The sequence below is a fragment of the Arthrobacter sp. StoSoilB19 genome (assembly GCF_019977275.1).
Taxonomy (GTDB): Bacteria; Actinomycetota; Actinomycetes; order Actinomycetales; family Micrococcaceae; genus Arthrobacter.
Map to the genome: position 1 here is coordinate 2,647,091 of NZ_AP024650.1, position 23,664 is coordinate 2,670,754.

A 23,664-nucleotide genomic window follows, 5' to 3' on the forward strand; every position below is an offset into this window, starting at 1 on the left:
AAGTCGCACACCCCGCACTTGTGAGTGCCGGCAGCGGGACTAGTTTTTGACCTTCAGCGACATTAGCATCCGCTGCACGTTGGCGAAGTCAGCGCTTTCGTTGACGTACTGGGCGGCCTGGCCAAGGGTGTCGAAGGCCTTCGCCGGTGCCACTTTCTCATCCGGCGCAAAGGCTTTGAGGGTCACCAGGTCGCCGAACGAGTAGTCCCCCTTGCCGGCCGGACCACGAACCACGTTGCGCAGCCCGCACGCCTGCCCGTCTGTTCCGCCCACCAGGTTGGTGATGCCGTAGGAACCGAAGTAGCGGTACCCCTGGATCACCCGGTAGACCATCCGCGGCGGGATGGTTCCCTCCCCGCCCGGGACGGAGAGCTCAAAAGGCACGCTGCTGATCACGGTGTACGGGTGCCGTGCGTTGTCGGGACAGTCGACGTTCGACGGCGGCAGTCCGGTCCTGAGCGCGGCGACGAAGGTTCCGTCGGGCTTCTTCACCTCAATCTTCAGCCCACCGGGAAGCACGCCTTCCTCGGGCGCCACCGACTGCGCGATCCAGTCCGCCGGCAGGTCGAAGCTCACCGTCCTGGCAGGATCCGAGTATGTCTTCCAGGAGGCGGCGGTGGCCGCCCCCTGCGGCTCGCCGGCCGTTGCGGAGGCAGGGGCCGGGACGGTGCCGCCGGCGTCCGGTGACGCCGACGCCGTTCCGGATGTTGGCCCGGCCGCTGCAGATCCGGAGATTGCGGCCCCGGAGGTTGCCGGCTGTGCCGTCCATCCCGGGCCGGCCGGTGATCCGGAGCAACCCGTCAGCAGGACCACGGCGGCCACCAGTGACATCCGGGGAAGAGCGCTCAATACTTCCTTGCCTGTCATGGAAGCCAGCCTAATAGCGGCATGGCTCCTCTCCGGGCCGGCACGGCGGTGTTTCCTGCGCTTGCGAACGGTGTTCCGTGGCCCCCTCTGCCGGGCGCCGGCCATCCGTTCCCCCGGGCACATACCCGGCGTGTCGCCGTCGGACGGCTGCCACGCTGCCCGGGGACTAGGCTGGGGGTTATGGCGGAAGAGCAGCACGGCGCAGCCGAAGACAACCCGGCGGACATCTCCGCCCTGGATATCGCCGACTGGCGGCTGAGGACCTTTGCGCTCTACGACACCGTCCGCCGGCTCTCGGTTGAAAGCCCGTCCGAGGCACACTCGTACTGGCGCCACCAGCGTGACATGATGTTCGCCACCCACCCGGCTTCTGCGCTGACCGCCGCGGGCAAGGCGCGCTTCTCCGGGCTGAAGACCGCCGACTACGATCCCATCTACCGGTTCCACGTGCCCTTGACCAAAGAGGGTGCCGGCCGCGAGATGAGCGTCGACACCGGGACCGACGGCGTGGTGCACTTTGTCCGGCTGGGCACCTTCGATTTGCCCGAAATGGGCCAGCTCGCGGTGTGGAAGCTCCACGGGTACGGCGGCGGGATCTTCGTTCCGTTCCGCGATGCCACGGCAGGCCAGCCCGGCGGCACCTACGGGGCGGGTCGCTACCTGATCGACACCATCAAGGGCGCCTTCCACGGCGTAGCCGGCACCGGCCCGGGCGCCATGTTCGTCCTGGATTTCAATTTCGCCTACAACCCCTCCTGCGCCTACAACGAGGCCTGGGCCTGCCCGCTGCCCGGGCCCTCCAACCGGCTGGCAGTGGAAATTCCCGTGGGCGAGCTGTACTGACGGATGGCGGTTCGTCCTGGGCGCCCTGTGCGCATCTCCTGCTTGCCCCCTGCCCGCGGCGCTGACCGTCCTGCCGGTGCCACCGGATGAGGCAGGGACTGTCCGCACCAGCAGTACCGGAGACCAGCACCCGGCGCCTGCCTGCCACCAGGCATTACCGGGGAGTCCTGCGCTATCCGGTCATCCGGCAGTTGCTCCGCTTCTCCGGTGTCGGCGTCATCTGCACCGCTGCATCACTGTGCCTCTACGCGCTGCTGCGGCCATGGCTTGGCGCCCAGCTGGCCAACGCGGTGGCGCTGGTCCTCACGTCGCTCTTGAACACTGCCTTGAACCGCCGGCTGACGTTCAAGATCGCAGGCCAGCAGCGCCGCACCCGTGACCACCTCAACGGCCTGGTGGTGATCGCCGTGGCCCTGGTGATCACCGGCAGCAGCCTGGGTGTGCTGCACTGGTTCAATCCGGAGGCCACCGTGGCGGACGAACTGCTGGCCACCACGTTGTCCGGCTTCCTGGCCACGGCGGTGCGCTTCAGCATGCTGCGGCACTGGATTTTCCGCCGCGCGCGGCACCGCTGACCAGGCAGCGACGGTCAGCGGCCTTTGCCCGCGCCCAGGTTCTTGACACTGGCGACGGCGGCCCGCACCGCGTCCGCAGCCACGTCCAGTTCCTCCCGGGTTACCGATGCGTCGAAACTGAACCGGACCGCTGTCTGCGCCACTTCGGCGGAAATTCCCAGCGCGGTAAGCACGGGCGACGGCGCATCCGAGCCGGCAGCGCAGGCTGAACCGCTGGAGCAGACCACGCCGCTCCGTTCCAGCTCCAGCAGCACAGACTCGCCGCTGGTTCCGGGGAAGCAGAATGATGCTACGGAGGGCAGCCGTTCGGAGGGGTGGCCGGTCAGGACAGCGTCCGGCACCGCGGCCAGCACGGCGGCGATGAAACGGTCCCGCAAGGCGGCCACCCTTGGCTGCTGGCCGGCCTGCCGGCCGTGGGCCAGCGTGAGGGCCGTGGCCAGCCCCACCGCCCCGGCCACGTTTTCCGTCCCCGAGCGGCGGCCCCTTTCCTGGCCGCCGCCGTGAATGACCGGTTCCAGCCGCGTACGGCTCCGGACGAAGAGCAGGCCGCAGCCTTTGGGCGCCCCCAGCTTGTGCCCGGAGATGCTCATGGCGTCCACGCCCAGGGCCTTGGTGTCCAGCGGCAGCCATCCGGCGGCCTGGACGGCATCCGTATGGAAGGGGATTCCGTGGTGGTGGGCGAGTTCTGCGAGCGCGGCGATGGGCTGGACGGTGCCCACCTCATTGTTGGCGTACATGATGCTGACCAGCGCGGTCTCCGGGCACAGCACCCCGGCCAGCGCATCAGGGGTGACCTGGCCGGTTGCGTCGACCGGCACCACGTCCACCACGAAGCCGTGGAAACGCTCCAGGTAGCGCGCGGATTCCTCCACGGCCGGATGTTCGACGGCGCTGATCACCACCCGGTTCCAATGCGGGTTTGCCGCCTGCCGGGCCAGGGCAATGCCCTTGACGGCCAGGTTGTCCGCTTCCGTTCCCCCGGAAGTGAACACGACCTCGCCCTGCCGGCAGCCAAGGACGCCGGCCACCGCTGCCCGCGCCCCCGCGAGCGCCGCAGCTGCCGCCTCACCAAGGGTGTGGTGGCTGGAGGGGTTCCCGAAGGAGCCGGTGAGGTAAGGCCACATGGCGTCCAGTACTTCGCGGCGGACGGGGGTGGTGGCGGCGGCGTCGAGGAAGATCATGGCGTGCTCACCAGGCGGTCAGTTCGACGTCGAGGCCCAGGTCCAGTGCGGCCACGGTGTGCGTCAGTGCCCCCACCGAGATGACGTCCACCCCTGTGGCGGCAATCGCCGCGACGGTGCCGGGGTTGACGTTGCCGCTTGCTTCCACGCGGGCGCGACCGGCCACGAGGGCCACGCCGGCCTTCAGCTCCTCAACCGTGAAGTTGTCCAGCATGATGGTGTCCACGCCGGCGGCCAGCACGGGCTCGATCTGCTCCATGCTGTCCACTTCCACTTCAAAGTGGGTGGTGTGCCCCAGCTGGGCCTTGGCGGCCAGCAGGAGCCCGGTGAGCTTTGCCGGGTCTCCCCCGGTCATCACGGCCAGGTGGTTGTCCTTGGCCAGCACCGCGTCGGACAGGCTGTACCGGTGGTTTGCGCCGCCGCCGCACCGTACGGCGAACCGTTCCAGGACGCGCAGGCCCGGTGTGGTCTTGCGCGTGTCGGTGATGCGCGCCCGGGTCCCCTCGGCGAGCCGGACGAACGCGGCGGTCTTGGTGGCGATGGCGGACATCCGCTGGACCAGGTTGAGCGCTACGCGTTCTGCCATCAGCACCGAACGGGCGCTGCCGGTGACCGTCGCAAGGTGCGTGCCGGCGTCGAACGCTTCCCCGTCCGCCACGAGCAGCTCCACCTGGGTGGCGGGATCCACCAGCTGCATCGCGTCGCGGAACACTGTTGCGCCGCTGAGGACCCCGGCCACCCGGGCATTGAGGAAGGCCGTGGCGTGGGCCGAGGCGGGAATGAGCAGTTGCGAGGTGATGTCGCCGGAGGGTGCATCCTCGGCGAAGGCCCGTTCCAGGATCTCCCTGACCGGTGCCACGGGAAGGGTGAGGTCCAGTGCGGGGCGCAGGGTGGCTGCCTGGTCGATCACGGCGGGTTCAGTCATGGAGCAGGCTCGCTTTCGGGCGCGGAGGGTAAGTGGTTTCAGGGTCTGCGGGATCATCACTGCGGTAGTGCGCCCCGAGGGATTCGCGGCGGCCGAGGGCGCCGTCGACGAGCAGCTGGGCGGCCAGCAGCAGGTTCCGGTCCTCAAGCACGGCAGGGCCGGCAGAGGGCGAGTCAGCATGGGGACGGACGACGGCGGCCCACCGGTCAAGAGTGGAAGCAGCCTCAGCCAACAATTCCCCGGACCGCAAAACCCCGGCATGCGAGGTCATGAGGCGGCGAAGGGCGCCCCGCGAAAACGCCTTCCCGGCCTCCCCGCCCCCGCCGAAGTTGGACGGCAGGCTCCTGAGCGGACCATCTGGCCTGTCCGCCGCGCCTTCTGCGGCAGCACCCAAGGGGACCCGACAAACGTCGACTGAGGGTGCTCCGGAAGCGAGCGTCAAGGGGAGGCCGGCAGCGGCCGAGACAGCGAGCGGAGGAGCGCCGTCAGGCGACACCCAAGGAAGCGCGTCACCACAGAGGAAGTCTTCGACAGCGCGGCGGCCAAAGACGAGTCCTTCGAGGAGGGAGTTGCTGGCCAGCCGGTTTGCCCCTTGGACGCCGGTGCACGCAACTTCACCGGCTGCGTAGAGCCCGGGGACGGTGGTGCGGGCGTGGAGGTCGCTGGTTACGCCGCCCATCCAGTAGTGGGCGGCGGGTGCGACGGGGACCAGTTCGCGGGTCCAGTCGATACCGGCGTCCAGGGTCTTGCGGGTGAGGGTGGGGAACCGCTGTTGGAGGAACCCGTTGCCCCTGGCCTGTTCGATGGCGCGGGCGTCGAGGTAGACGTGGCCGTTGGGGTCACCGAGTTTGGCGAGGTGGAGGGCGATGCTGCGTGAGACGACATCGCGGGGTGCCAGTTCGGCGTCTGGGTGGTAGGCCTTCATGAAGCGCCGGCCGTTGGAGTCGAGCAGGACGGCGCCTTCGCCGCGGACGGCTTCGGAGATCAGCAGGGGTCCGTCCAGGCGTCCGGGGTGGGCGGTGGCGGAGCTGACCAGGCAGGTGGGGTGGAACTGGAAGAATTCGAGGTCTGCCGTGGCTGCGCCGGCGCGGACGGCGAGCGCCAGGCCGTCGGCGGTGGCCACGGCGGGGTTGGTGGTTTGGGCGAACAACTGGCCGGCTCCCCCGGTGGCGAGCAGGACGGCGTCCGCGTCCAGGCTGAGGTTGCGGCCGTCCTGGTGGTATTCGACCCCGCTCACATTCCCGTCGCGGGTGGTGAGGGCTGTGACGTGGGCTTCCGTGAGGAGCGTCAGCTTACCCGCGTCCCGCAGGGACAGGACCGCCTGGATCAGTGCACCGGCGACGCGCGCGCCCGTGGCGTCCCCTCCTGCGTGCAGGATGCGCGGGGCACTGTGTGCTGCCTCGAGCCCAAGGGCCGGGCCGCCGTCGTGCCTTGCGTCACCGTGGCCCGCTTCAGCTGGCCCCGCGTCAAACGCCACCCCGTAGCGCTGGAGGCCGGCGATGTCCTGCCGTGCCTGCGTGCACATCAGCCGGACGGCGTCCTCGTTGCAGTGCCCCGCCCCTGCCCGGAGCGTGTCCGCGATGTGCGCGGCAACGGTGTCCCCCGGCGCAGGTTCGGCGAGCACGGCGGAGATGCCGCCCTGCGCGTACCAGGTGTTGCTGTGCTCCAGCGCGCCTTTGGTCACCAGCACCACGTCGGCGCCGGCATCTGCGGCAAGCAGGGCGGCGTAAAGTCCCGCGATGCCGCTTCCGACGACGGCGAGCCGGCGGGCGGGTGCGTCGGGCCCGCGGCGCATCAGGGCCTCGCAGCGAGCATGCGCTCGAGCGCCGTCCTGGCGTTGGCCTGTACATCGTCAGCCACCGTGATGCGGTTGACGATGCGGCCGGCCACCAGTTCCTCCAGCACCCAGGCAAGGTAACCGGGGTGGATGCGGTACATCGTGGAGCAGGGGCAGATCACCGGGTCCAGGCAGAAGATGGTGTGCTGCGGGTATTCGGCGGCGAGCCGGTTCACCATGTTGATTTCGGTGCCGATGGCGAACGTGGTGGGCTCGGTGGCTGCGGCGATGGCTTTCTTGATGAAGTCGGTGGAGCCGGCGGAATCGGCGGCGTCCACCACTTCCATGGGGCATTCGGGGTGCACGATCACCTGCACGCCGGGGAAATCGGCGCGGGCCTTCTCGATCTGGGCTACGTTGAAGCGCTTGTGCACGGAGCAGAACCCGTGCCAGAGGATCACCCGGGAGTCGAGCAGTGCCTGTTCGTCGTTGCCGCCGAGGTCCTTGCGCGGGTTCCACATGGGCATCTGCCCAAGCGGTACGCCCAGGGCCTTGGCGGTGTTGCGGCCGAGGTGCTGGTCGGGGAAGAACAGCACCCGCTGGCCGCGCTGGAACGCCCACTCCAGGACGGTCCTGGCGTTGGAGGAGGTGCAGACGATGCCGCCGTGCTCGCCGCAGAAAGCCTTCAGGGCTGCGGAGGAATTCATGTAGGTGACGGGGATGACCGGAACCCGGCCGTCGGCGTCGGGCTCGGTGCCGAAGATCTCCGCCAGCTGCTCCCAGCATTCCTCCACGGAGTCCGCGTCCGCCATGTCTGCCATGGAGCAGCCGGCGGCGAGGTTGGGCAGGATGACCGCCTGCTCCGGGGTGGAGAGAATGTCCGCGGTTTCGGCCATGAAGTGGACCCCGCAGAAGACGATCGCCTCGGCCTCCGGCCTGGTGAGTGCCGCGTTGGCGAGCTGGAAGGAGTCACCCACGAAGTCGGCGTACTGGATCACCTCGTCGCGCTGGTAGAAGTGGCCCAGGATGACGGCGCGTTCGCCCAGTTCGGCTTTGGCGGCTTTGATCCGTTCGCCGAGTTCGGCGTCGCTGGCCCGCTTGTATTCCTCGGGGAGCTGGCCCTGGCGCGGGGTGGTGGCGGGGGCGGGGTCGGCGCTGGATGCACCCGGGCCGTAGGCGGGGACACCCGCCAGTGCCTCGGCCAGGTCGTAGTCCCAGGGTCCGCTCGCCAGTGCCGGGCTGCAGGTGCTGCGTTCGGCTGCGCCTTTTTCGGCCTGTTCGCGCGTGATCAGCTGGATTGCCGTGTTGACGCTGCTCATGGTGTGCTCCTGTTGTCTGGGTCAAGGCCTGGCCGGCCGGTGTAGCGGTAGAGGCGTGGCGGACGGTGTTTCCCGCCTTGGAGGTATTCCCCGGTTTCTTCGATTTCCGGGGTGGATTTGAGTTGCCGGCGGAAGTTGGCGGGATCCAGTTCGCGGTCCAGGACAGCTTCGTAGACTTCGCGGACCTGGGCCAGGGTGAAGTACTCGCCCAGCAGGTGGTACGCCACTGAGCCGTAGGCCAGCTTGTTGCGCAGTCGCCCGAGGGCGTAGTCAACGATCGCGTTGTGGTCGAAGGCCAGCCCGCCCAGGCGGTCCGCGCGGAACCACCGCACGTTCTCGGATTCGTCGGCGAGCGCAGCCTCCGTGGGCTGGACCAGGGCCCAGTACACGATGGAGACCACGCGCTGCGTGGGTGAGCGGTGCAGGCCGCCGAAGGCGTACAGCTGCTCAAGGTAGCGGGGCGCCAGGCCTGTGGTTTCCCGCAGGTTCCTGGCCGCGGCGTCCTGGAGCGACTCCTCATGGCTGAGGGGGCCGCCCGGCAGTGCCCACAGCCCCTTGAAGGGCTCACGGATGCGCCGCACCAGGGGCAGCCACAGCGTGGGACGGCCCGACGTTTCACTGGGCCGCAGGGCGAAGATCACCGTGGAAATGGCCAGCGAGGGCGGCGCGGCCTGCCGCTCAGACACGTTTGCCGAGCTGTAGTACACGTTCCACCGCCTCTCGTCGTGCCCATCGCCGGATGCGGCGGTTCGTCAGAGTTATGGTCAACTTGACCAAAACTAATTCTACGACCAGCGGCGCAGGAATGGGAAATGTTTCTGCTGCCGCCTGGGGACGCCGGAACGGTCCAGGGTCAAGGGCGCGCCCGCCCTTCTCCCCTGGCGGTTCTTCCTGCCGTTTTTGGGCGGCTCCTCGAAGCCGGTAAATTCAAAAGGTCCCACAAGGACCCCCGGACCATCCGGACCGGACTGTCGAACCAGCTCCAGAAGGTGCACCATCCCAATGACGATGAAGTCTGGCCGGACCATGTCCGCCGCAGCCCCGCCCAAGACGCCGGCAAGCCACAGCATGAAGCCGCGCCAGCTCACCATGATGGGGCTGGGCAGTGCCATCGGCGCAGGCTTGTTCCTGGGATCGGGTGCCGGTGTCCAGGCCGCCGGACCGGCAGTCCTCATCTCCTACCTGGTGGCCGGCACGCTGATCATCCTGGTGATGTGGGCCTTGGGCGAAATGGCGGCCGCCAACCCGAACAGCGGCGCCTTTTCCGTTTACGCCGGGCGGGCCATGGGGCGTACGGCCGGGGCCACCATCGGATGGCTGTGGTGGCTGCAGCTGGTGGTGGTGATCGCAGCCGAGGCACTGGGCGCCGCCGGGCTGCTGTTCTCCGTCTGGCCCATGATCCCGGTCTGGGCGCTGGCGCTGCTGTTCATGGTGGTGTTTACCGGCATCAACCTGGCCGGTGTCCGGAACTTCGGTGAGTTCGAGTTCTGGTTCGCCATCCTCAAGGTGGCCGTCATCGTGCTGTTCCTTGCAGTGGGGGCCGCTTTGCTCCTGGGGCTGCTGCCCGGCGTCGACTCCCCGGGAGCCGGAAACCTTACCGGGAACTTTGCTCCCCAGGGTCTGGGCGGCGTTGCGGCGGCCCTGTTCGTGGTGATCTTCGCATTCGGCGGAACGGAAATCGTCTCGGTGGCCGCGGCCGAAACCGAGGACCCGGAACGCAGCGTGGGCAAGGCCATCCGGACCGTGGTGTGGCGCATCCTGGTGTTCTACATCGGCTCCGTCTTCGTCATCGCCGCGGTCCTCCCCGCCACGTCCAGCAGCCTGGCCTCGCCCTTCGCCGGGGTGCTGGATGCGGCCCGGATCCCCGGTGCGTCCACCGCCATCACCTTGGTGGCCGTCGTCGCACTTCTCTCGGCACTGAACGCCAACCTCTATGGGGCGTCCCGCATGGTGTACTCCCTGGCGCAGCGCGGTGAAGCGCCGCGCGTCCTGACCCGCCTCAACGGCGCCGCCGTGCCCCTGGCCGCAGTGGCGGTGTCGGTGGCCTTCGGCTTCATCGCCACCGTCCTGGAGCTGTTGTTCCCGGACCGGATCCTGCCCGCCCTGTTCCAGCTGGTGGGATCGACGTGCCTGGTGGTCTGGGGCAGCGCCCTGGTCTCCCAGTTGATCCTGCGCCGCCGGGCAGACCGGGACGGAATCCCGCTTCCGCTGCGGATGAAGGGCTTTCCCGGCCTGACCATCCTGGGCCTGGTCCTCCTTGGGGTGATTTTCGCCGTCGGCCTCAGCGCGGAGAGCAGCCGGGTGCAGCTTTTCAGCACCTTCGCCCTGGTTGCCGGCATCGCGCTGGCGTGTGCTGCCGGGGCCCGCCTCACCGGCAGGGACAAGCCTGCCAACAGGTAGAGTGGTGCGTACCTTTCCAAGGAAGACGCACCGACGCGCCGGGCCCGCCCAGGCGCCGTACCTGATTGGGGAACTGACACCATGAGCGGCAGGCACACCGGACAGCAGCACGCGCACACCGTTGAAGGCACCGACCCCCAGCTGTATGTGGCGGTCCATGAGCCCGCAAACGATGCCGGCCTGCGGCCGGTCCTGCTGCTGCACGGCTTCTCCTCCTCCTCCAAGCTCAATTGGGAGGACACCGGCTGGGTGTCGGCGCTGCTCGAGGCCGGCCGCCGGGTCATCACCGTGGACCTTCCCGGCCACGGCCGCAGCGGCGCGCCGGAGGACCGTGACTCCTACTCCCCCAGCAGGATCAGGGCGGACCTGCTCCAGGCGGCGTTCGACGCCGGCGTCCACCCCCTGCAGGACGGCGACCCTTCCAGCGGGCTGGACGTCGTGGGCTACTCCCTGGGATCCAGGCTCGCCTGGGAGTTCGCCGCAACCCAGCCCGAGCTGGTGCACCGGCTGGTGCTCGGCGGCCCCAACGACTCCGACCCCCTTGCTGCATTCGACCTCATCGCCGCCCAGGACTACCTTGCGGACGGGACACCGATCCAGGACGAATCGACCGCCCAGCTCCTGAAGATGGCATTGCTGCTGCCGAACAACAACATCTTCGCGCTGCTGTCCCTGGTGGAGGCCATCAAGGCCGAGCCCTACGACCCTGCCGAGGCAGTCCCCCATGTTCCCATGCTGCTGGTGGCGGGCGACAAGGACGAACGCGCCGCGATCCTGCCCAGGCTCGCCGAGCTGGCCCGCGGCGCCGGTTCCATGGTCGAACAGCTGGTCCTCCCGGGCCGGAACCACACCAACGCCATCACCAGCAGGGCCTTCAAGCAGGCCGCGATCTCGTTCCTGTCCGTCTAGGCAGGGCCCGGGTCTTGCTGGAAAGCCTGGCCCCGGGCTGAAACCGCCAGGGCATCCAGCAGTACGCTGGGGGCAGGCAGGCCGCAGTTGCCGGGAGGGACAGATGGGTACGCGTTTCGAAGACCGCACTGACGCCGGCCACCGCCTGGCCGCTGCGCTTGGGCAGTTCCGGGAACAGCCGGAGACCGTGGTCCTGGGTCTGGCGCGCGGCGGTATTCCTGTCGCCGCGGCTGCAGCGGCTGCCCTCGGCCTGCCCCTGGGCACCGTCCTGGTGCGGAAGCTGGGTATTCCGGGTCACGAGGAAACCGCCTTTGGGGCGCTGGCCTGGGCGCAAGGGCGCACGGTCCGGTTGATCAACAAGCCGTTGCTGGAACGCGTCCTTGACCACGGCGTGCAGCAGGAATGGCTGGATGACGTTGAGAAGCGCGAACGGGACGAACTGCTCCGCCGGGTGGAGCTGTATCCGGGAACCGGCATCGACGTGGCGGACAGGACCGTCCTCCTGGTGGATGACGGCCTGGCCACGGGCGCTACGATGCGTGCCGCCGTCGAAGCCATGCGGGAGGGCGGCGCGGCTGCCGTGGTGGCGGCAGCTCCCGTGGGATCGATCGACGCCGAAGCCTCGCTTGAGCGGGTGTGCGAAGCCGTGGTGTGCCTGCACCTGCCGGGAAGATTCCGGGCTGTTGGAAGCTATTACCGGCACTTTGGGCAGTTGAGCGACGACGACGCGGTCAGGCTGCTGGCGCACTAGGCCGCCCGGAAGCACAGCAGGCCCGGACCTTGCGGTCCGGGCCTGCTGTCCTGCCCACGTCGTCCGGGGGGCGATGGGGATCAGTGGTGGTTGCTGACGCCCAGCGGGCGGCCCTTGGTTTCCTTGGCCAGCACCACGCCGACGGCCGAAATGACGCAGAGGACCATGATGTAGATGCCGATCGAACCGGTCCACTTGGTGGCCTGCAGCAGTGACTCGGCAATGGTGGCCGCGAAGGCGCCGCCCAGGATGGCGCCGAAGGCGTAGCCGATGGAGATGCCGGAGTACCTGACGTTGGCGGGGAACATCTCTGCATACATGGCCGACATGGGACCGTAGGACAGGCCCAGGCCGATGGTCAGGACGAACAGGGCGACGCCGTAGAGCAGGATGTTCTTGGTGTCGATGAGGGCGAACATGGGGATCATCCAGGCAAAGACGATGGCGTAGCCGGTGAGGAAGGTCTTCACGCGGCCGATCCGGTCCGACAGCCAGCCGCCCACCAGGGTGAAGATCAGCCAGCCAAAGGACGCCAGGGTGGTGGCCAGGAGGATCTGCGGGGTGGGCATCTTCAGGGTCTTGGTCGCGTAGGAGATGAAGAACGCGATCAGCAGGTACCCGGCGGCGTTGTTGCCGATGAAGATCAGGGTGGAGTATAGGACGGGCAGTTTGTGGTTCCGGATCAGCTCGCCCAGCGGCGCCTTGCTTTCCTTCTTCCGCAGGGCCATCTCCTGGAAGACGGGGCTCTCGGCGACTGCGCGGCGGATCAGGTAGCCCACCACGATCAGGACGATGGAGAGCAGGAACGGCACGCGCCAGCCCCATGCCGCGAAGTCTTCCTTGGACATGCCGGTGTTGAGGAAGTAGAGCAGGCCGGTGGCCAGGATCATGCCTACGGGTACGCCGATCTGCGGGTAGGCTCCGAACAGGCCGCGGCGGCTGATGGGTGCATGCTCAACAGCCATCAGGGCGGCGCCGCCCCATTCCCCGCCGGCCGAGAAGCCCTGGATGACGCGCAGCAGGATCAGCAGGATGGGAGCCCAGGCACCGATCTGCGCATACGTGGGGAGCATGCCGATCAGGGCCGTCGCGGCGCCCATCATGACCAGGGTGAAGACCAGCATCGCCTTACGCCCCAGGCGGTCGCCCAGGTGTCCGGCGACAACAGCGCCGAGCGGGCGGAACAGGAAGCTGATGCCGATGAGGGCAAACGAGAGGATCTGCGCCAGTCCCGGGTTGGACTCGTTCAGCGGTGCCAGGAACAGCGGCGACAGCAGCGTTGCGGTCAGCTGGGCAAAGATGAAGAAGTCGTACCACTCGATGGTGGTGCCGACGAGGGTGCCGGCGAGGACCTTGCGTTCCTCCCGCCGGCTGCTGGGACCGGCGGGGGTATCCACCTTGGAAGGTGTGGTCATTGAAACTCCATTGTTTATTGGGCAGCTGTGCCACCCGGACGCCTTCAGAATTACCGACAGAACGGTCAGTTAGTTAGTAGGGTACTACGGAATTGTGATGCGGGACACGGGGTGCGGATTTTTTTCCAAGGGGATGTGCCCGACATTGAGTTCTATATTCGAACTGCGAGTTCGTATAGAGGACAATACCCGGTGCGCCCGGATGAGACAAGAGTCACGGCAGGCCGCGCGTTCGCCCCTAGGATGGATTTCATGACACCTCCAGCAGCCGCAGCCCGGACGGCGGAGCCGCAGGCTTCGCCGTCCCAGACCCTTTCGCGCGGCATCCGCGCCCTTGAGATCCTGGCAGCTGCCCCGGGCCCGCTGACCATCGCCGAACTGGCCGACGCCATGGGTGTCCACCGTTCGGTGGCCTACCGGATCCTGCGTACCCTGGAAGACCATTCCCTCCTGGTGCGTGACGATGCCGGACGGGTCCAGCCCGGCCCCGGCCTGGCGGTCCTGGCCCGGGGAGTATCGCGCAACCTGCAGAGCGCCGCCCTTCCCGAGCTCACCCAGTTGGCGAACTCGCTGGATATGACGGCGTTCGTGGCGGTGTGGGACCACCATGACTGCATCACGCTCGTCACGGTTGAGCCGCGGCATTCGGGCGCCACCGTGGCCCAGCACCCTGGAACGCGCCACCCCATCAACGCAGGCGCGCCGGGTATCGCCATCCAGTCGGCCCTGTCCGAAGCCGAGTGGGACCGCTTGGATACGGGTATCCCCTACCGTCCGGAGGCGTCGGAAGCACGGAGGAGGGGTTACTCAGCCAGCCATGACGAGGTCATTGCCGGGGTTTCCTCGCTGGCAGCCCCTGTCCGGGTGCCCGGCGGGCGCCCGGCCGCCCTCGCCGTCGTCTACATCCGTTCCGCCCATGATCCGGAAACGGTGGGGGCGGCCATCGCCGCAAGCGCCGCCAGGATCGAGGGCCAACTGGCGTAGCGGCGGGAGGGCGGCAGGCTGGCATGGAGGCCCTGTCAGGTCCTCCGGCGGAGCACGACGGCGGCCCCGGCCCCAAGCAGCGCCAGCGCTGCGGCCGCGCAGACCGGGACAAGGAACGCCGCCGCCGGGCCGTGGAGTTGGGCCAGCTGTCCCCCAATCGAGGACCCGATGGCCGTTCCGGCAACAATACCGCTGGCCAGCGCGGTCATGACCGTGCCAAGCCGGCCGGCGGGAGCCACCTGTCCGCCCACGGCGAAGACAGTGACCATGACCGGACCCACCGGGAGTCCAAGGACCAGCAGGACCGCCGCCATCATGGGCAGCGATGCCGGCAACAGCAGCAGGACCGCCAGCCCCGCCATCAGGGCTGCGCACAGCACCCAGCGCAGTGCCAGGCCGGCGCGCCGCGGCCAGTAAGCAACCGAGAATGCCGCCACTGCAGAGCTTAGGCCCATCACGGCGTACAGCAGGCCCGCAATTTCCGTGCCTGCGAGCCCCGCAGAGAAGGCGCTGAGGGCGGCCTGGGTGGAACCGAAAAAGGTCCCCATGCAGACCATGGCCAGAACCGGCAAGGCAACGACCCATGGCAGCTTCACGGGTTGTGCCCTGCCCGTGCTTTTCCTGCGGACGGGACGACCGGTGGCAGGTACGGCGCCATGGGTAGGGTGCACCGCGAAGGCAGGGACAAGGGTGATGGTCATGGCCGCTGCCAGCGCCAGGGGAAGCCAGGGCGCCACGAGGCTGGCCAGGCTTCCCACCAGGGCCGGTCCCAGGACAAACGTCAGTTCATCGGCCGTGCTCTCGTAGGAGAGCGCGGTGTCCAGCTCACGGGCAGCGCCACCGGACGGCGCCGACGGACCTGCGGCATTGGTTGTCAGCGCCATCCACCTGACCCGGGCCAGGGGTCCCACCTGGGGGCAGGTGGCGCCGGCGGCGAAGGCGGCCACCAGGACGGCGGGCGGGAAATCCCCCGCCTCGGATGTGGTGTTGGCGATGAAGACCAGGGCCAGCACCGCCACGGTGTTGAGCAGAGCGGACAGGAGCAGGACGGGCCGTTGTCCCCGCCTGTCCGCCAGGGCTCCAAGCACCGGAGCTCCGAGCGCGGAGCCGATGCCCACCGCGCCGGCCGCGGCCCCGCCGGCGGCGAAGGAACCCGTGACCGAGGTGACCAGGGTCAGCGTGCCCATGGCCAGCATGGCCAGGGGAAGCCGCGCAAAAAGTCCCAAGGGAATGAAGCTTCTGCCGGCGAGCTGCGGCAGCCGGGAAAAACGCCCCCTCGCTGCCCGTTCCATGGAGTCCGGGCTGGAGGTTTCCTGCTCTGCGGCGGTGCGGGCAGGAGTGTCGGGGGTGGTTGAAGGAGTAGTTTGTGGTGTCAATTCCGGGCTCGTTCAATAGGTGCGCATCGTCCCTCCTCCCGATGCGCGCAACCCGGTAACGCGCTCCAGTATATCGGCCGGGTCAGGCGAGGGCGTCCACAGTCTCGGAGATCCGCAGCGTGGAGCCGTTCCGGCTCTTGATCACTTGCAGCTGGGTCCCGATGCGCTGTTTCATCTCGGCAACATGGCTGACCAGTCCCACCACCCTGCCGCCGTCGCGGAGCCCCTCAATGGCATCCATGACCTGTTCCAAGGACTGTTCGTCCAGGCTTCCGAAGCCCTCATCCACGAACAGGGTCTCGATTTCCACCCCTCCGGCCTCCTGCTGGACGACGTCCGCCAGCCCGAGTGCCAGCGAGAGCGACGCCATGAAGGACTCGCCCCCGGACAGGGTGGAGGTGTCCCGCCGGAAGCCCGTCCACTGGTCCACCACTTCAAGTCCCAGCCCTGATTTTGCGCCACGCGCTGCCTTGGCGTCGGTGTGCTGGAGCAGGTAGCGGCCATCACTCATGGCCACCAGGCGTTCGGACGCGGCGAGGGCCACCTGCTCCAGCCGCGCCGCCAGGACGTAGCTGTTCAGGCTCATCCGGTACGTGTTCTCACCCCGGCCGGCTGCGGCGTCAGCCAGCCCGGCAAGCATCTGTGCCCGCTCCGCCGGTTCCCGGGATGCGCGGACCAGCTCCTGGTAGTCGGCGGCGATCGTTTTCAGGGATTCCAGGCAACGCGAGGCGAGACCGGCGGCAAGATCGGCTTCCCGCGCGTCATTCTGGGCAGTGGCCGACTCCAGGCGAAGCGCTGCCAGCCGCTCCTCGTCTGCCCGGAAGCCGTCCGCGGCTTCTTCCAGGGCCAGCACAATGTCCTCGGATTCGAACAATCCGGCAACGCGCGCGGCTTCGTCCTGGGCTGCACGGCCGGCGGCTTCCAGGGCTGCCGCTTCGGCGGCGCCAAGGAGCTGGCTGCGGACGTCGTCTGCCGTGGCGAAACCCGCACCCGGCAGGGCCAGTTCCAACTGCTCCTGCGCTTCGGCGGACTGCAGCCGCGCCGCGTCCAGCCGCGTCTGCGCCTCGACGGCCTTGTCCAGGACTGCTGCGGCGTCCTCGAGTGCCCGCAGCCGGCGGGTCAGGCTGGGGTGGGGGCCGCGCAGGGCGGCGAGCGCCTTGTCCAGTGCTGCAGCCTGTTCGGCCGCCTCGGCAAGGGACACGGCAGTCCGGGACAGCTCTGCCTCTGTTTCGGACAGCGCGGCACGCGCCTGCCCCAGACCGGCATCCAGCGCTTCCAGCCGTTGCCGCCTGTCCTGCAGCTCCTCTGCGGCCTTCTCTGCGTCCGCGGCGGCAGCGAGGGCGGCCTCGGCACCGGCGCGTGCCTCTTCAACAGGGGTGGTCCCGCCCTGGCCGGCGAGGACTGCCACGGCCTGCTCCGCTTCTGCAAGGTCAGCGGCAACCAGGGCATGGGCTGCCTCTGCGGCCTCGTATAAGCGGTGGGCTTCCTCTTCATCCTGGGCCAGGCCCGGGCCGGTAGTGCCGCCATCCGCGGGGCGGGGATGCTGCCCGCTTCCGCAGACGGGGCAGGGCTCGCCGGCAACCAGCTTGGCTGCCAGCTCGGATGCGGCGTTGGCGAGCCGGACCTCCCGCAGGTCCAGCCAATGGCGTTTTGCCTCCAGGAGGTCCTCCCGCGAATCGTCATGGCGGATCCTGGCCAGGTCCCTCCGCTGGGCAGCCCGCCCGTGCCGCCGGACGATGTCCAGCAGTTCCGCGGCCGCAGCGGCTTCCTTGCGGCGGAGTGCCGCCTCGATGGAGCGCGCTTCCAGCTGGTCCATACCGTCGGCCAGTACCGCCCGCTCGTCCTGCAAATGGGCTGCGCGATTCCCCAGCGTCTCCACGGTGAGCCGGAGCTCTTCCTGCCGGCCGGCCAGGCTCCGGTGCCGCTTCCGCAGGTCCTGGAGCCTGTCCTCGTCCGGCAGCCGGGCCTCGACGACGGCCAGCAGCGAACGCAGCCGGCCCAGTTCGTCCGCTGCCCCGGGGACCCTGCCTCCGGCGGCGAATGGTTCCAAACCCAGTGTTTCGGAGCCCGGTGTTTCGGAGCCCGGTGATTTGGAGCCCAGTGTTTTGGAGCCCAGGGTTTCCAGGCCCAGCCGGGCCAGTTCGCCGTCGTCCGTGGCAGCCATCCGCAGCAACGTCAGGGCAGATTCTGCAGCGGCTTCCGCGTTGTGGACCTTGGCTGCCGCAGCGTCCACGGCCTGCAGCTGCCCCTGGAGGACCTCGGCCTGGCGGTGCCGGGCCAGACGGGAGGAGAGCTCATCGCGATGCGCGGCCCCGTCCTCCACGGACTTCCGCCGGGCGGTGGCCGCCTGGAGTTTCCGGTGCCGCTCATGCCGCGCGGCTTCGCTGTCCACCTCACTTCGGCGGTCCTGGCTGAGCGCCGCCGCGGCTGCGGCGTGCTCCGTGAGTTCCGCCAGCCGGCCGGCAACGGAAGCCTGCAGCCAGTCAAGGCGGCCGGGGACGTCGTCCGCCGGCGGAGCTCCGGCATCAGGAAGCCGGAGCGGAGCGGCCTCGGTTTCGGCACGCGAGGCAAGGAGGCCGAGTTGGCCGGACAGGGCGGCGACGTCCTCCCGGGCGGCGGCAGCCTGACGCGAGAGTTCCTGTTCCAGGGCCTCGAAGCGCTGGGTGCCGAAGAGCTTTTGCAGCAGGTCCAGGCGGTCGGCGGCCTTGGAGCGGAGGAAGGCAGCGAAATCACCCTGCGGCAGCATGACCACCCGGGTGAACTGCTCACGGTCCATGCCCAGCAGCGCCATGATCTCCGCGCCTGCTTCGTCGTTGCGCGCGGACTTTTCCACCCACGCCCCGTCGATCCGTTCGCGGAGCAGCGTCTTTGCCTGCTGGACCGTGAAGCCATTCTTGCCCCGCGCGCTGGGCTTGTCCCACGCCGGCGAGCGGGTCACTTCGAAGCGGCGGCCCTGCGAGGAGAACTCGCAGGTCACGGAAGGTTCCTGACCGGGTTCCGCGTGATCGCTGCGCAGCCGCTTGCCGTCCTGCCGGGCACCGGGGACAGATCCGTACAGGGCAAAGCAGATGGCATCCAGCACGCTGGTCTTGCCGGCACCGGTGGGCCCGTTCAGCAGGAACAGGCCATGGGCGCTGAGGCGGTCAAAGTCGATGTCCTCGGTTCCGGCGAAAGGGCCGAACCCGGAGATGCGCAGATGGTGGATCCTCACCGTGACGCCTCCAGCAGCCTGACGTTTTCCAGCGCGGCGGCGAGCGCGTTCTTCTCCGCCGGGTCTGCAGCCCGTCCCCGCACATGCTCCAGGAAACCGCAGCACAGGGCGAGGTCATCCGGTGCGCCCGCGAGCCTGCTGCTGTAGCTGGCCTGGGGGGCGGCAGCCCCGCCCTGCGGATCGAAGGACAGGACCAGGGTGTCCGGGAACCTGGCGCGGAGCCGTTCCATGGCACGGGCGGGACGCTGGGCATCCGTCAGGGTGATCTGGCAGTAGGCGGTCTCAGCCCAGGCGTGGCCCGGGTCCGCCAGGAGATCTTCCAGGGTTCCGCGCAGTACGGCGAGGGACCGCGGGGCCTCCCACAGGACCTCCGCCACGGATGTGACTCCCGCCGGACCGATGTCCACCAGCCAGGCACCCTTCCGGTGGGCGGCCTCGGAGAAGGAATAGGCCAGCGGCGACCCGGAATACCTGACGGAGCCGGACAGCTGTTGACGCCCGTGCAGGTGGCCCAGGGCGGTGTAGCTGAAGCCGTCGAAGAGGTCCAGCGGCACCGCGCCCACTCCGCCGATGCTGAGGTCCCGTTCGCTGTCCGAACTGATGCCGCCGCTGGCGAAGGTGTGGGCCAGGATTACGGAGTGGACGGTGGCGGTAGCCGCCCGCCGGGCGATGTCCTCCCGGATCAGGGCGGTGGCCGCCCGGGTTACCTCGAAATGGCTTGGCGTTTCCGCCCCCAGCTGTTCGGCGACAAGCCTGGGCTCAAGCCATGGGATGCCGTACAGCGCGAGGACGGCGTCCTTTCCGGCAGCATCCGCGCCCAGCGGCAGCAGGAGCGGGTGGGCGAGGTCCTCCACCCTGGTGCGCAGGTGCACTCCCCCGCGTTCCAGCAGGCGGGAGGCGAAACCCAGGCGGATGGCGGAGTCGTGGTTCCCGCTGGTAAGCACCACTTTTGCACCCGTGGCAGTCAGGCGGACCAGTGCGTCATCAAGCAGGTGGACCACGTCCACGCCCGGCAGCGCCCGGTCATAGACGTCGCCGGCGATCAGGACAACGTCCACGCTGTCCCGCTGGACCGCTGCCACCAGCTGGTCAACGAAGGCGCGCTGGGCGTCCAGCATGCCGACGCCGTGGAAGGAACGGCCCAGATGCCAGTCCGAGGTGTGAAGTAACCGCATATCCCTAAGCTATCGGCAACCACTGACACTCAAGGAAAACGCCGCGGCCAGCGGCGGTCAGGACCGTTTTCCTTCGAAAAACTCCTGCGCCTCGTTGACGCCGCCTGCGTCCTGCCGGGCGGCCGCTGCGGGCACAGCCCTGTCCGTGCCGGCACTTTCCATGGCGTCGTCGTCGGCCTCCCCGGCGTCGTCGTCGGCCTCGGCGGCGCCCTCGTCGTCATGGAGGTCCGCGCCGTCCTCAACGGATGCAGCGGACTCAGCCACTCCGGTAATGCGGAACGCCAGCCCCGCGATGGCAGCGCCGGCCAGCGGCGCGACCAGGAAGACCCACAGCTGCTCCACGGCCCAGCCGGAACTGAAGACGGCGGAGGCGACGGCGCGGGCGGGGTTGTACGGCAGGTTCCCCACCGACTGGCCCACCTGCAGCAGGGCCGCGAAGGACAGGCCGACGGCAACCGGCGCCGCGCTGCGGCTGCCGCCGGAGCGGCCGGCGGCAAGGAAGACAGCCACGATGATCGCGGCCCCCAGCAGTTCCAGGAGCACGACGGCGGCGAGCGGGGCCTGAATGATGGAATGCTCGCCGAAGCCTGCGGTCACGGTGTCGAAGGCAGTACGGCTGTCAGGGATGCTGGGAAGGGTGCGGAGGATGCCGAACAGGGCAAGGGCGCCCACCAGGGCTCCCACCACCTGGGCGGCGGCGTATGCGGCGGCGGCGCCGGCACGGATCCGTCCCGCCAGGAGGTGACCCAGGGTAACGGCGGGATTGAAATGGCCGCCGGAGATGTGTCCGAAGGCGAGCATTGCCGCCGTGATGGCCAGGCCGGCGGCAAGGGCCGCCGGCACCGGGCTGGACTGCGGAATGCTGAACAGCGGCACGCCCAGCCCGGCCACGGCCAGGAAGAGGCTGCCGAAGGCCTCGGCCACCAGGCGGGGCATCAGAGCGCTGGGCGCGGTGGCCGCGCCGGGCTGCAGTGCGTCGCGGTCGGGGACAGGGGTGCTCATGATGGGACCTTCGCTTCTTGGGGCCTGGGCTTTGCGTTGCAAGCGGCAGCTGCTGCCGGTTCCGGGGCTTCCACCAGCTTGCAGGGCGGCGCCGGGCAACCCGTGCAGTATTCCAGCCCAGGCTGTGCGTTTGCTGGACACCAGCCGTGCGCAATGGCCGGCGGGACGGATAGGACCAGGCGGCGGGACCGGTTTTCGGACGGTAAATTTACTTCATGAGCATCGACCGCGGAACCCCTGTGCCCACCCTCAAGTCCCGGATCCACGGTGCGCTGCTGGGCGGGGCGCTGGGGGATGCACTGGGCTATGCGGTGGAGGCTGATTCCATCGGCGCCATCCGCCGGCGCTTCGGAGCCCGGGGCCTGACCGGGTTTGACGCTCTGTCCGGTTCCTGGCCTTTTTCCGACGACACGCAGCTGACCCTGTATACCGTGGACGGGCTGGTGGAGGCGTTGGAGTGGGCCAACGACGGGGTGGGTGCGGATGTGAACGCCTGCCTCTGGCTGGCGTACCTGCGCTGGCTGGCCAACCAGGGCGAAGACGCCGGGGCTTCAGCGCCCGCACCCCAGCCCCGCTGGATCGACGGCAACGAGGTGCTGCGGCAGCGCCGGCATCCGGAGCAGGACTGCATCACCGGGCTGGCCTCCGGCGAGATGGGCACGTCGGTCCGCCCCGTCAACCCCGAGGCCAAAGGCGCCGGCACGGTGATGCGTTCGGCGCCGTTCGGGCTGATTCCACATATTGCGCCCGACGCCGTCTACAAGCTCAGTTCCGACGCCGCCTCCCTCACGCACGGGCACCCTTCAGCCCGCCAGAGCGCCGGAATCTTCAGTCTCCTGATCCATAAGCTCGTGTCCGGCGAGGCGCTGCGGGACGCCGCTGCCGCGGTGGCCGCGCACGCGGCCACCCTCCCGGACGTGGCGCCGGAGCTCCCGGAGAGGCTTGAGGCCGCCCTTCGTCTCGCCGACAAGGCAATCGTTGCCCCGGAGGAACTGGTCCACGTGCTTGGCGGGGGCCGGATGGCGGAGGAGGCACTCGCCGTCGCACTGTATGCAGTCCTGGCCACGTTGCCCGCTGACGACGCGGACGCCGGGCCGGCCCGGCATTTCCGGGACGCTGTTGTTCTGGCCGTGAACCATGACGGCCCCAGCAGTACCACGGGCTCGCTGGCAGGAAACATCCTGGGCGCCTTCTATGGGGAAGACTGCCTGCCGGCGCCGTGGCTCGGGGCCCTGGAAGCGCCCGGGGTGGTCCGCGGCATGGCCGATCAGTTGGTGAAGGTCACAACCGGCGAAGGCTGATGTTGTTGCAGGCCTCGCAGACGTCCTCGGGGATCAGCCCGCGGCGCTGCAGGAACCCGAAGATGGCGCACCCCAGGCAGAACCCGGCGAAGGCCTCCAGGGAGGCTGCCACCACCAGGATCCCCAGGAGTGTCCAGGCTGCGGCTGCTGCACCTGCGGCGAACAGGAGCAGCGCCGCAGTGGATACGGCAGCACCTATCCCCTGGGCAAAGCGCTTGGGTGGCCCCGGCACAAGTTTTACCTTTCCCAGCCGCGGAGTGATGACCTTGACTGAGAGCAGCGCCAGGGGTGAAATCCGCGGGCCGAAGAGCAGACGCAGCCAGAACCCGCTGGAGATGGCCAGCAGCCCCCACCCGGAGCCCGCCAAGGCGGTGACGACGGCGAGCAGCACCACGAGCGCTGCCGTGATACGGGCGGCGTACTCGTTGACGGGATTGGGAAAAGCGAACAGGGACGCCATATGGCAAGGCTAGGAGCCTGCGGCAGGGCTGCCAAGCTGTGTTGCGCCGCATGAAGCGGGCGCGCCTTTGAGTGCCGGCCGCGTCAGGCGCTGACGGCAGTCGCGCGGGCGCCGTCCCAGGTTTCCCTTGGGTCGGCGTGCAGGGCGTCCCCGTTGCCCACCATCTGGAGGAACTCACCCTCGGACAGCACTTCGATGGCTTGTCCCCGCTCATGGAGCTCCAGGACGCGGCGCGCCTTGCCGGTGAGCCTGCCGGAGCGCAGGTCTGAGGCAACGAAGCCATCCCCCACCACCAGCACGGTGGTACGGCCGGTGACCCGGCTTTCCGTCCGGGCACCGCACCTGGCCGAGCGCAGCTTCGCTTCCGGACGGGCGATGGAGAGCTGCCCGGTGAATACCACCGTCTGTGCGTACAACGGATGGCCGGGCTCGGCGTCCAGGTTGGGTTCCGGGTTCAGCCCTTCCTCGGGCCAGCCGGACTGGAACCGGCGCACCAGTGCGGCACCGTTGCCGGACGCAGCAGCCATGGCCGCCACGCTTGGCTTCGACAGGTCGCCCGAGGCGGGATCGAAGGCCTGCTGGTGCGGCATGGCCAGCCCCAGGGAGAGGAAGAGTTCGGCGATGCTGTTGGCACCGTTGCGCGCGGCGATGTCGACGAGGATCCCGGCGCAGGCGCGGGCGTCCTCGGCGGCGTCGTGGTGGTTGACCAGCGGTACGCCCGCTTCCTCGGCGGCGAAGGGAAGCGAGTTGGAGACGAGCGAGTAGCAGCGCCGGGACAGCATGACGGTGCAGACGTAGTCGTAGGCGGGACCGGGCAGGCCCGATACCTCCAGCGCCGAGCGGATCACGCCCAGGTCAAAGGCGGCATTGTGGGCTGCAAGCACGTCGTCGCCGATGAACGCGCCAATCTCCGGGAACAACTCCCCAAAACGGGGCCTTCCGGCAACATCCGCAGCCGTGATGCCGTGGATCCGGACGTTGTGATGGTCAAAGTGGTCATAACCGGCCGGGGGGCGCATCAGCCAGGAGGCCTCTGCGACGATTTCCCCGCCCCTTACCTTCGTCAGTCCCACAGAGCACGGGGAGCCGCGGAAGCCGTTGGCCGTTTCGAAGTCGATCGCCGTAAAGTCCAAACCCACGGCCCCTACCTTACCGCCGCAGGCCTCCCAGACCGGTCAAGTACCCTTGAGAGG

Annotated in this window: 20 protein-coding genes; 7 read left to right on the forward strand and 13 right to left on the reverse strand. The window is 68.9% G+C overall.

The features are described from left to right. Nucleotides 1-39: 39 nt before the first annotated feature. Entirely contained in the window at nucleotides 40-867 is an 828-nt protein-coding gene (locus tag LDO86_RS12155; protein ID WP_043424747.1) for a hypothetical protein, read from the reverse strand. Between the two features lie 180 nt (nucleotides 868-1,047). Here LDO86_RS12155 and LDO86_RS12160 point away from each other — a divergent pair, with 180 nt between their 5' ends. Next, nucleotides 1,048-1,710 carry a DUF1684 domain-containing protein gene (locus LDO86_RS12160; RefSeq protein WP_018768354.1) on the forward strand — a complete coding sequence of 221 codons (663 nt, stop codon included), beginning with the start codon at nucleotides 1,048-1,050 and terminating at the stop codon, nucleotides 1,708-1,710. An 86-nt stretch (nucleotides 1,711-1,796) separates the two neighbouring features. Then, nucleotides 1,797-2,285, forward strand: coding sequence for a GtrA family protein (locus LDO86_RS12165; RefSeq protein WP_018768355.1), 489 nt, complete (start codon nucleotides 1,797-1,799; stop codon nucleotides 2,283-2,285). A gap of 14 nt (nucleotides 2,286-2,299) precedes the next feature. Here LDO86_RS12165 and LDO86_RS12170 read toward each other — a convergent pair whose 3' ends face one another. Genes LDO86_RS12170 through LDO86_RS12190 form a run of 5 tightly spaced genes read right to left on the reverse strand, consistent with a single transcriptional unit; the run spans nucleotide 2,300 to nucleotide 8,194 of the window. Continuing rightward, nucleotides 2,300-3,466 (reverse strand): cysteine desulfurase family protein, encoded by a 1,167-nt coding sequence (locus LDO86_RS12170; RefSeq protein WP_018768356.1) that lies wholly within the window; start codon nucleotides 3,464-3,466, stop codon nucleotides 2,300-2,302. 7 nt (nucleotides 3,467-3,473) lie between these two features. Further along, nucleotides 3,474-4,391, reverse strand: coding sequence for a carboxylating nicotinate-nucleotide diphosphorylase (gene nadC, locus LDO86_RS12175; RefSeq protein WP_018768357.1), 918 nt, complete (start codon nucleotides 4,389-4,391; stop codon nucleotides 3,474-3,476). Continuing rightward, complete coding sequence (locus LDO86_RS12180; protein WP_018768358.1) at nucleotides 4,384-6,186, reverse strand: FAD-dependent oxidoreductase; 1,803 nt, start codon at nucleotides 6,184-6,186, stop codon at nucleotides 4,384-4,386. Before LDO86_RS12180 ends, nadC begins: the two co-directional genes overlap by 8 nt. Further along, entirely contained in the window at nucleotides 6,186-7,487 is a 1,302-nt protein-coding gene (nadA, locus tag LDO86_RS12185) for a quinolinate synthase NadA (protein WP_056387944.1), read from the reverse strand. Before nadA ends, LDO86_RS12180 begins: the two co-directional genes overlap by 1 nt. After that, on the reverse strand, nucleotides 7,484-8,194 hold the full coding sequence (locus LDO86_RS12190) for an NUDIX domain-containing protein (protein WP_018768360.1): 711 nt from the start codon (nucleotides 8,192-8,194) through the stop codon (nucleotides 7,484-7,486). Before LDO86_RS12190 ends, nadA begins: the two co-directional genes overlap by 4 nt. A 385-nt stretch (nucleotides 8,195-8,579) precedes the next feature. Between LDO86_RS12190 and LDO86_RS12195 the strand changes: the two genes are divergently transcribed. The 3 genes from LDO86_RS12195 (at nucleotide 8,580) to LDO86_RS12205 (ending at nucleotide 11,547) form a co-directional block, all read left to right on the forward strand. Beyond that, complete coding sequence (locus LDO86_RS12195) at nucleotides 8,580-9,887, forward strand: amino acid permease (RefSeq protein WP_018768362.1); 1,308 nt, start codon at nucleotides 8,580-8,582, stop codon at nucleotides 9,885-9,887. Between the two features lie 81 nt (nucleotides 9,888-9,968). Then, entirely contained in the window at nucleotides 9,969-10,796 is an 828-nt protein-coding gene (locus tag LDO86_RS12200) for an alpha/beta fold hydrolase (protein WP_018768363.1), read from the forward strand. Between the two features lie 103 nt (nucleotides 10,797-10,899). Beyond that, on the forward strand, nucleotides 10,900-11,547 hold the full coding sequence (locus tag LDO86_RS12205) for a phosphoribosyltransferase family protein (protein ID WP_018768364.1): 648 nt from the start codon (nucleotides 10,900-10,902) through the stop codon (nucleotides 11,545-11,547). 80 nt (nucleotides 11,548-11,627) lie between these two features. On the opposite strand, the gene LDO86_RS12210 is transcribed toward LDO86_RS12205, so the two are convergent. Further along, entirely contained in the window at nucleotides 11,628-12,962 is a 1,335-nt protein-coding gene (locus LDO86_RS12210; protein ID WP_018768365.1) for an MFS transporter, read from the reverse strand. Nucleotides 12,963-13,214: 252 nt separating this feature from the next. Here LDO86_RS12210 and LDO86_RS12215 point away from each other — a divergent pair, with 252 nt between their 5' ends. Further along, nucleotides 13,215-13,946 carry an IclR family transcriptional regulator gene (locus tag LDO86_RS12215; RefSeq protein WP_018768366.1) on the forward strand — a complete coding sequence of 244 codons (732 nt, stop codon included), beginning with the start codon at nucleotides 13,215-13,217 and terminating at the stop codon, nucleotides 13,944-13,946. A 35-nt stretch (nucleotides 13,947-13,981) separates the two neighbouring features. Here LDO86_RS12215 and LDO86_RS12220 read toward each other — a convergent pair whose 3' ends face one another. The 4 genes from LDO86_RS12220 to LDO86_RS12235 all read right to left on the reverse strand — a co-directional run bounded on the left by LDO86_RS12220 (nucleotide 13,982) and on the right by LDO86_RS12235 (nucleotide 20,710). After that, complete coding sequence (locus tag LDO86_RS12220) at nucleotides 13,982-15,238, reverse strand: MFS transporter (RefSeq protein WP_018768367.1); 1,257 nt, start codon at nucleotides 15,236-15,238, stop codon at nucleotides 13,982-13,984. A gap of 166 nt (nucleotides 15,239-15,404) precedes the next feature. Continuing rightward, nucleotides 15,405-18,533 (reverse strand): SMC family ATPase, encoded by a 3,129-nt coding sequence (locus LDO86_RS12225; protein WP_018768368.1) that lies wholly within the window; start codon nucleotides 18,531-18,533, stop codon nucleotides 15,405-15,407. Then, on the reverse strand, nucleotides 18,530-19,708 hold the full coding sequence (locus tag LDO86_RS12230) for an exonuclease SbcCD subunit D (RefSeq protein WP_026265630.1): 1,179 nt from the start codon (nucleotides 19,706-19,708) through the stop codon (nucleotides 18,530-18,532). The genes LDO86_RS12225 and LDO86_RS12230 overlap by 4 nt, the downstream gene beginning before the upstream one ends. 57 nt (nucleotides 19,709-19,765) lie before the next feature. Next, complete coding sequence (locus LDO86_RS12235; RefSeq protein WP_018768370.1) at nucleotides 19,766-20,710, reverse strand: aquaporin; 945 nt, start codon at nucleotides 20,708-20,710, stop codon at nucleotides 19,766-19,768. A 215-nt stretch (nucleotides 20,711-20,925) separates the two neighbouring features. Between LDO86_RS12235 and LDO86_RS12240 the strand changes: the two genes are divergently transcribed. Next, complete coding sequence (locus tag LDO86_RS12240) at nucleotides 20,926-22,011, forward strand: ADP-ribosylglycohydrolase family protein (protein ID WP_018768371.1); 1,086 nt, start codon at nucleotides 20,926-20,928, stop codon at nucleotides 22,009-22,011. On the opposite strand, the gene LDO86_RS12245 is transcribed toward LDO86_RS12240, so the two are convergent. Both LDO86_RS12245 and LDO86_RS12250 read right to left on the reverse strand, forming a co-directional pair. Further along, nucleotides 21,992-22,471, reverse strand: a complete 480-nt coding sequence (locus LDO86_RS12245; RefSeq protein WP_018768372.1) for a DUF4395 domain-containing protein — start codon at nucleotides 22,469-22,471, stop codon at nucleotides 21,992-21,994. The genes LDO86_RS12240 and LDO86_RS12245 overlap by 20 nt on opposite strands. An 83-nt stretch (nucleotides 22,472-22,554) precedes the next feature. Next, a complete protein-coding gene (locus tag LDO86_RS12250; protein ID WP_018768373.1) occupies nucleotides 22,555-23,610 on the reverse strand; it encodes an exonuclease domain-containing protein in 1,056 nt (351 codons plus the stop codon). Nucleotides 23,611-23,664: the final 54 nt, after the last annotated feature.

What these genes read in the sequence shown, in the direction of transcription:
- LDO86_RS12200 (WP_018768363.1), top strand. Translation starts at nt 9,969, where the DNA reads ATGAGCGGCAGGCACACCGGACAGCAGCACGCGCACACCGTTGAAGGC.
- nadC (WP_018768357.1), bottom strand. Translation starts at nt 4,391, where the DNA reads ATGACTGAACCCGCCGTGATCGACCAGGCAGCCACCCTGCGCCCCGCA.
- LDO86_RS12180 (WP_018768358.1), bottom strand. Translation starts at nt 6,186, where the DNA reads ATGCGCCGCGGGCCCGACGCACCCGCCCGCCGGCTCGCCGTCGTCGGA.
- LDO86_RS12155 (WP_043424747.1), bottom strand. Translation starts at nt 867, where the DNA reads ATGACAGGCAAGGAAGTATTGAGCGCTCTTCCCCGGATGTCACTGGTG.
- LDO86_RS12195 (WP_018768362.1), top strand. Translation starts at nt 8,580, where the DNA reads ATGGGGCTGGGCAGTGCCATCGGCGCAGGCTTGTTCCTGGGATCGGGT.
- LDO86_RS12245 (WP_018768372.1), bottom strand. Translation starts at nt 22,471, where the DNA reads ATGGCGTCCCTGTTCGCTTTTCCCAATCCCGTCAACGAGTACGCCGCC.
- LDO86_RS12205 (WP_018768364.1), top strand. Translation starts at nt 10,900, where the DNA reads ATGGGTACGCGTTTCGAAGACCGCACTGACGCCGGCCACCGCCTGGCC.
- LDO86_RS12170 (WP_018768356.1), bottom strand. Translation starts at nt 3,466, where the DNA reads ATGATCTTCCTCGACGCCGCCGCCACCACCCCCGTCCGCCGCGAAGTA.
- LDO86_RS12240 (WP_018768371.1), top strand. Translation starts at nt 20,926, where the DNA reads ATGAGCATCGACCGCGGAACCCCTGTGCCCACCCTCAAGTCCCGGATC.
- nadA (WP_056387944.1), bottom strand. Translation starts at nt 7,487, where the DNA reads ATGAGCAGCGTCAACACGGCAATCCAGCTGATCACGCGCGAACAGGCC.
- LDO86_RS12165 (WP_018768355.1), top strand. Translation starts at nt 1,797, where the DNA reads ATGAGGCAGGGACTGTCCGCACCAGCAGTACCGGAGACCAGCACCCGG.
- LDO86_RS12220 (WP_018768367.1), bottom strand. Translation starts at nt 15,238, where the DNA reads ATGGAACGGGCAGCGAGGGGGCGTTTTTCCCGGCTGCCGCAGCTCGCC.
- LDO86_RS12215 (WP_018768366.1), top strand. Translation starts at nt 13,215, where the DNA reads ATGACACCTCCAGCAGCCGCAGCCCGGACGGCGGAGCCGCAGGCTTCG.
- LDO86_RS12160 (WP_018768354.1), top strand. Translation starts at nt 1,048, where the DNA reads ATGGCGGAAGAGCAGCACGGCGCAGCCGAAGACAACCCGGCGGACATC.
- LDO86_RS12235 (WP_018768370.1), bottom strand. Translation starts at nt 20,710, where the DNA reads ATGAGCACCCCTGTCCCCGACCGCGACGCACTGCAGCCCGGCGCGGCC.
- LDO86_RS12210 (WP_018768365.1), bottom strand. Translation starts at nt 12,962, where the DNA reads ATGACCACACCTTCCAAGGTGGATACCCCCGCCGGTCCCAGCAGCCGG.
- LDO86_RS12230 (WP_026265630.1), bottom strand. Translation starts at nt 19,708, where the DNA reads ATGCGGTTACTTCACACCTCGGACTGGCATCTGGGCCGTTCCTTCCAC.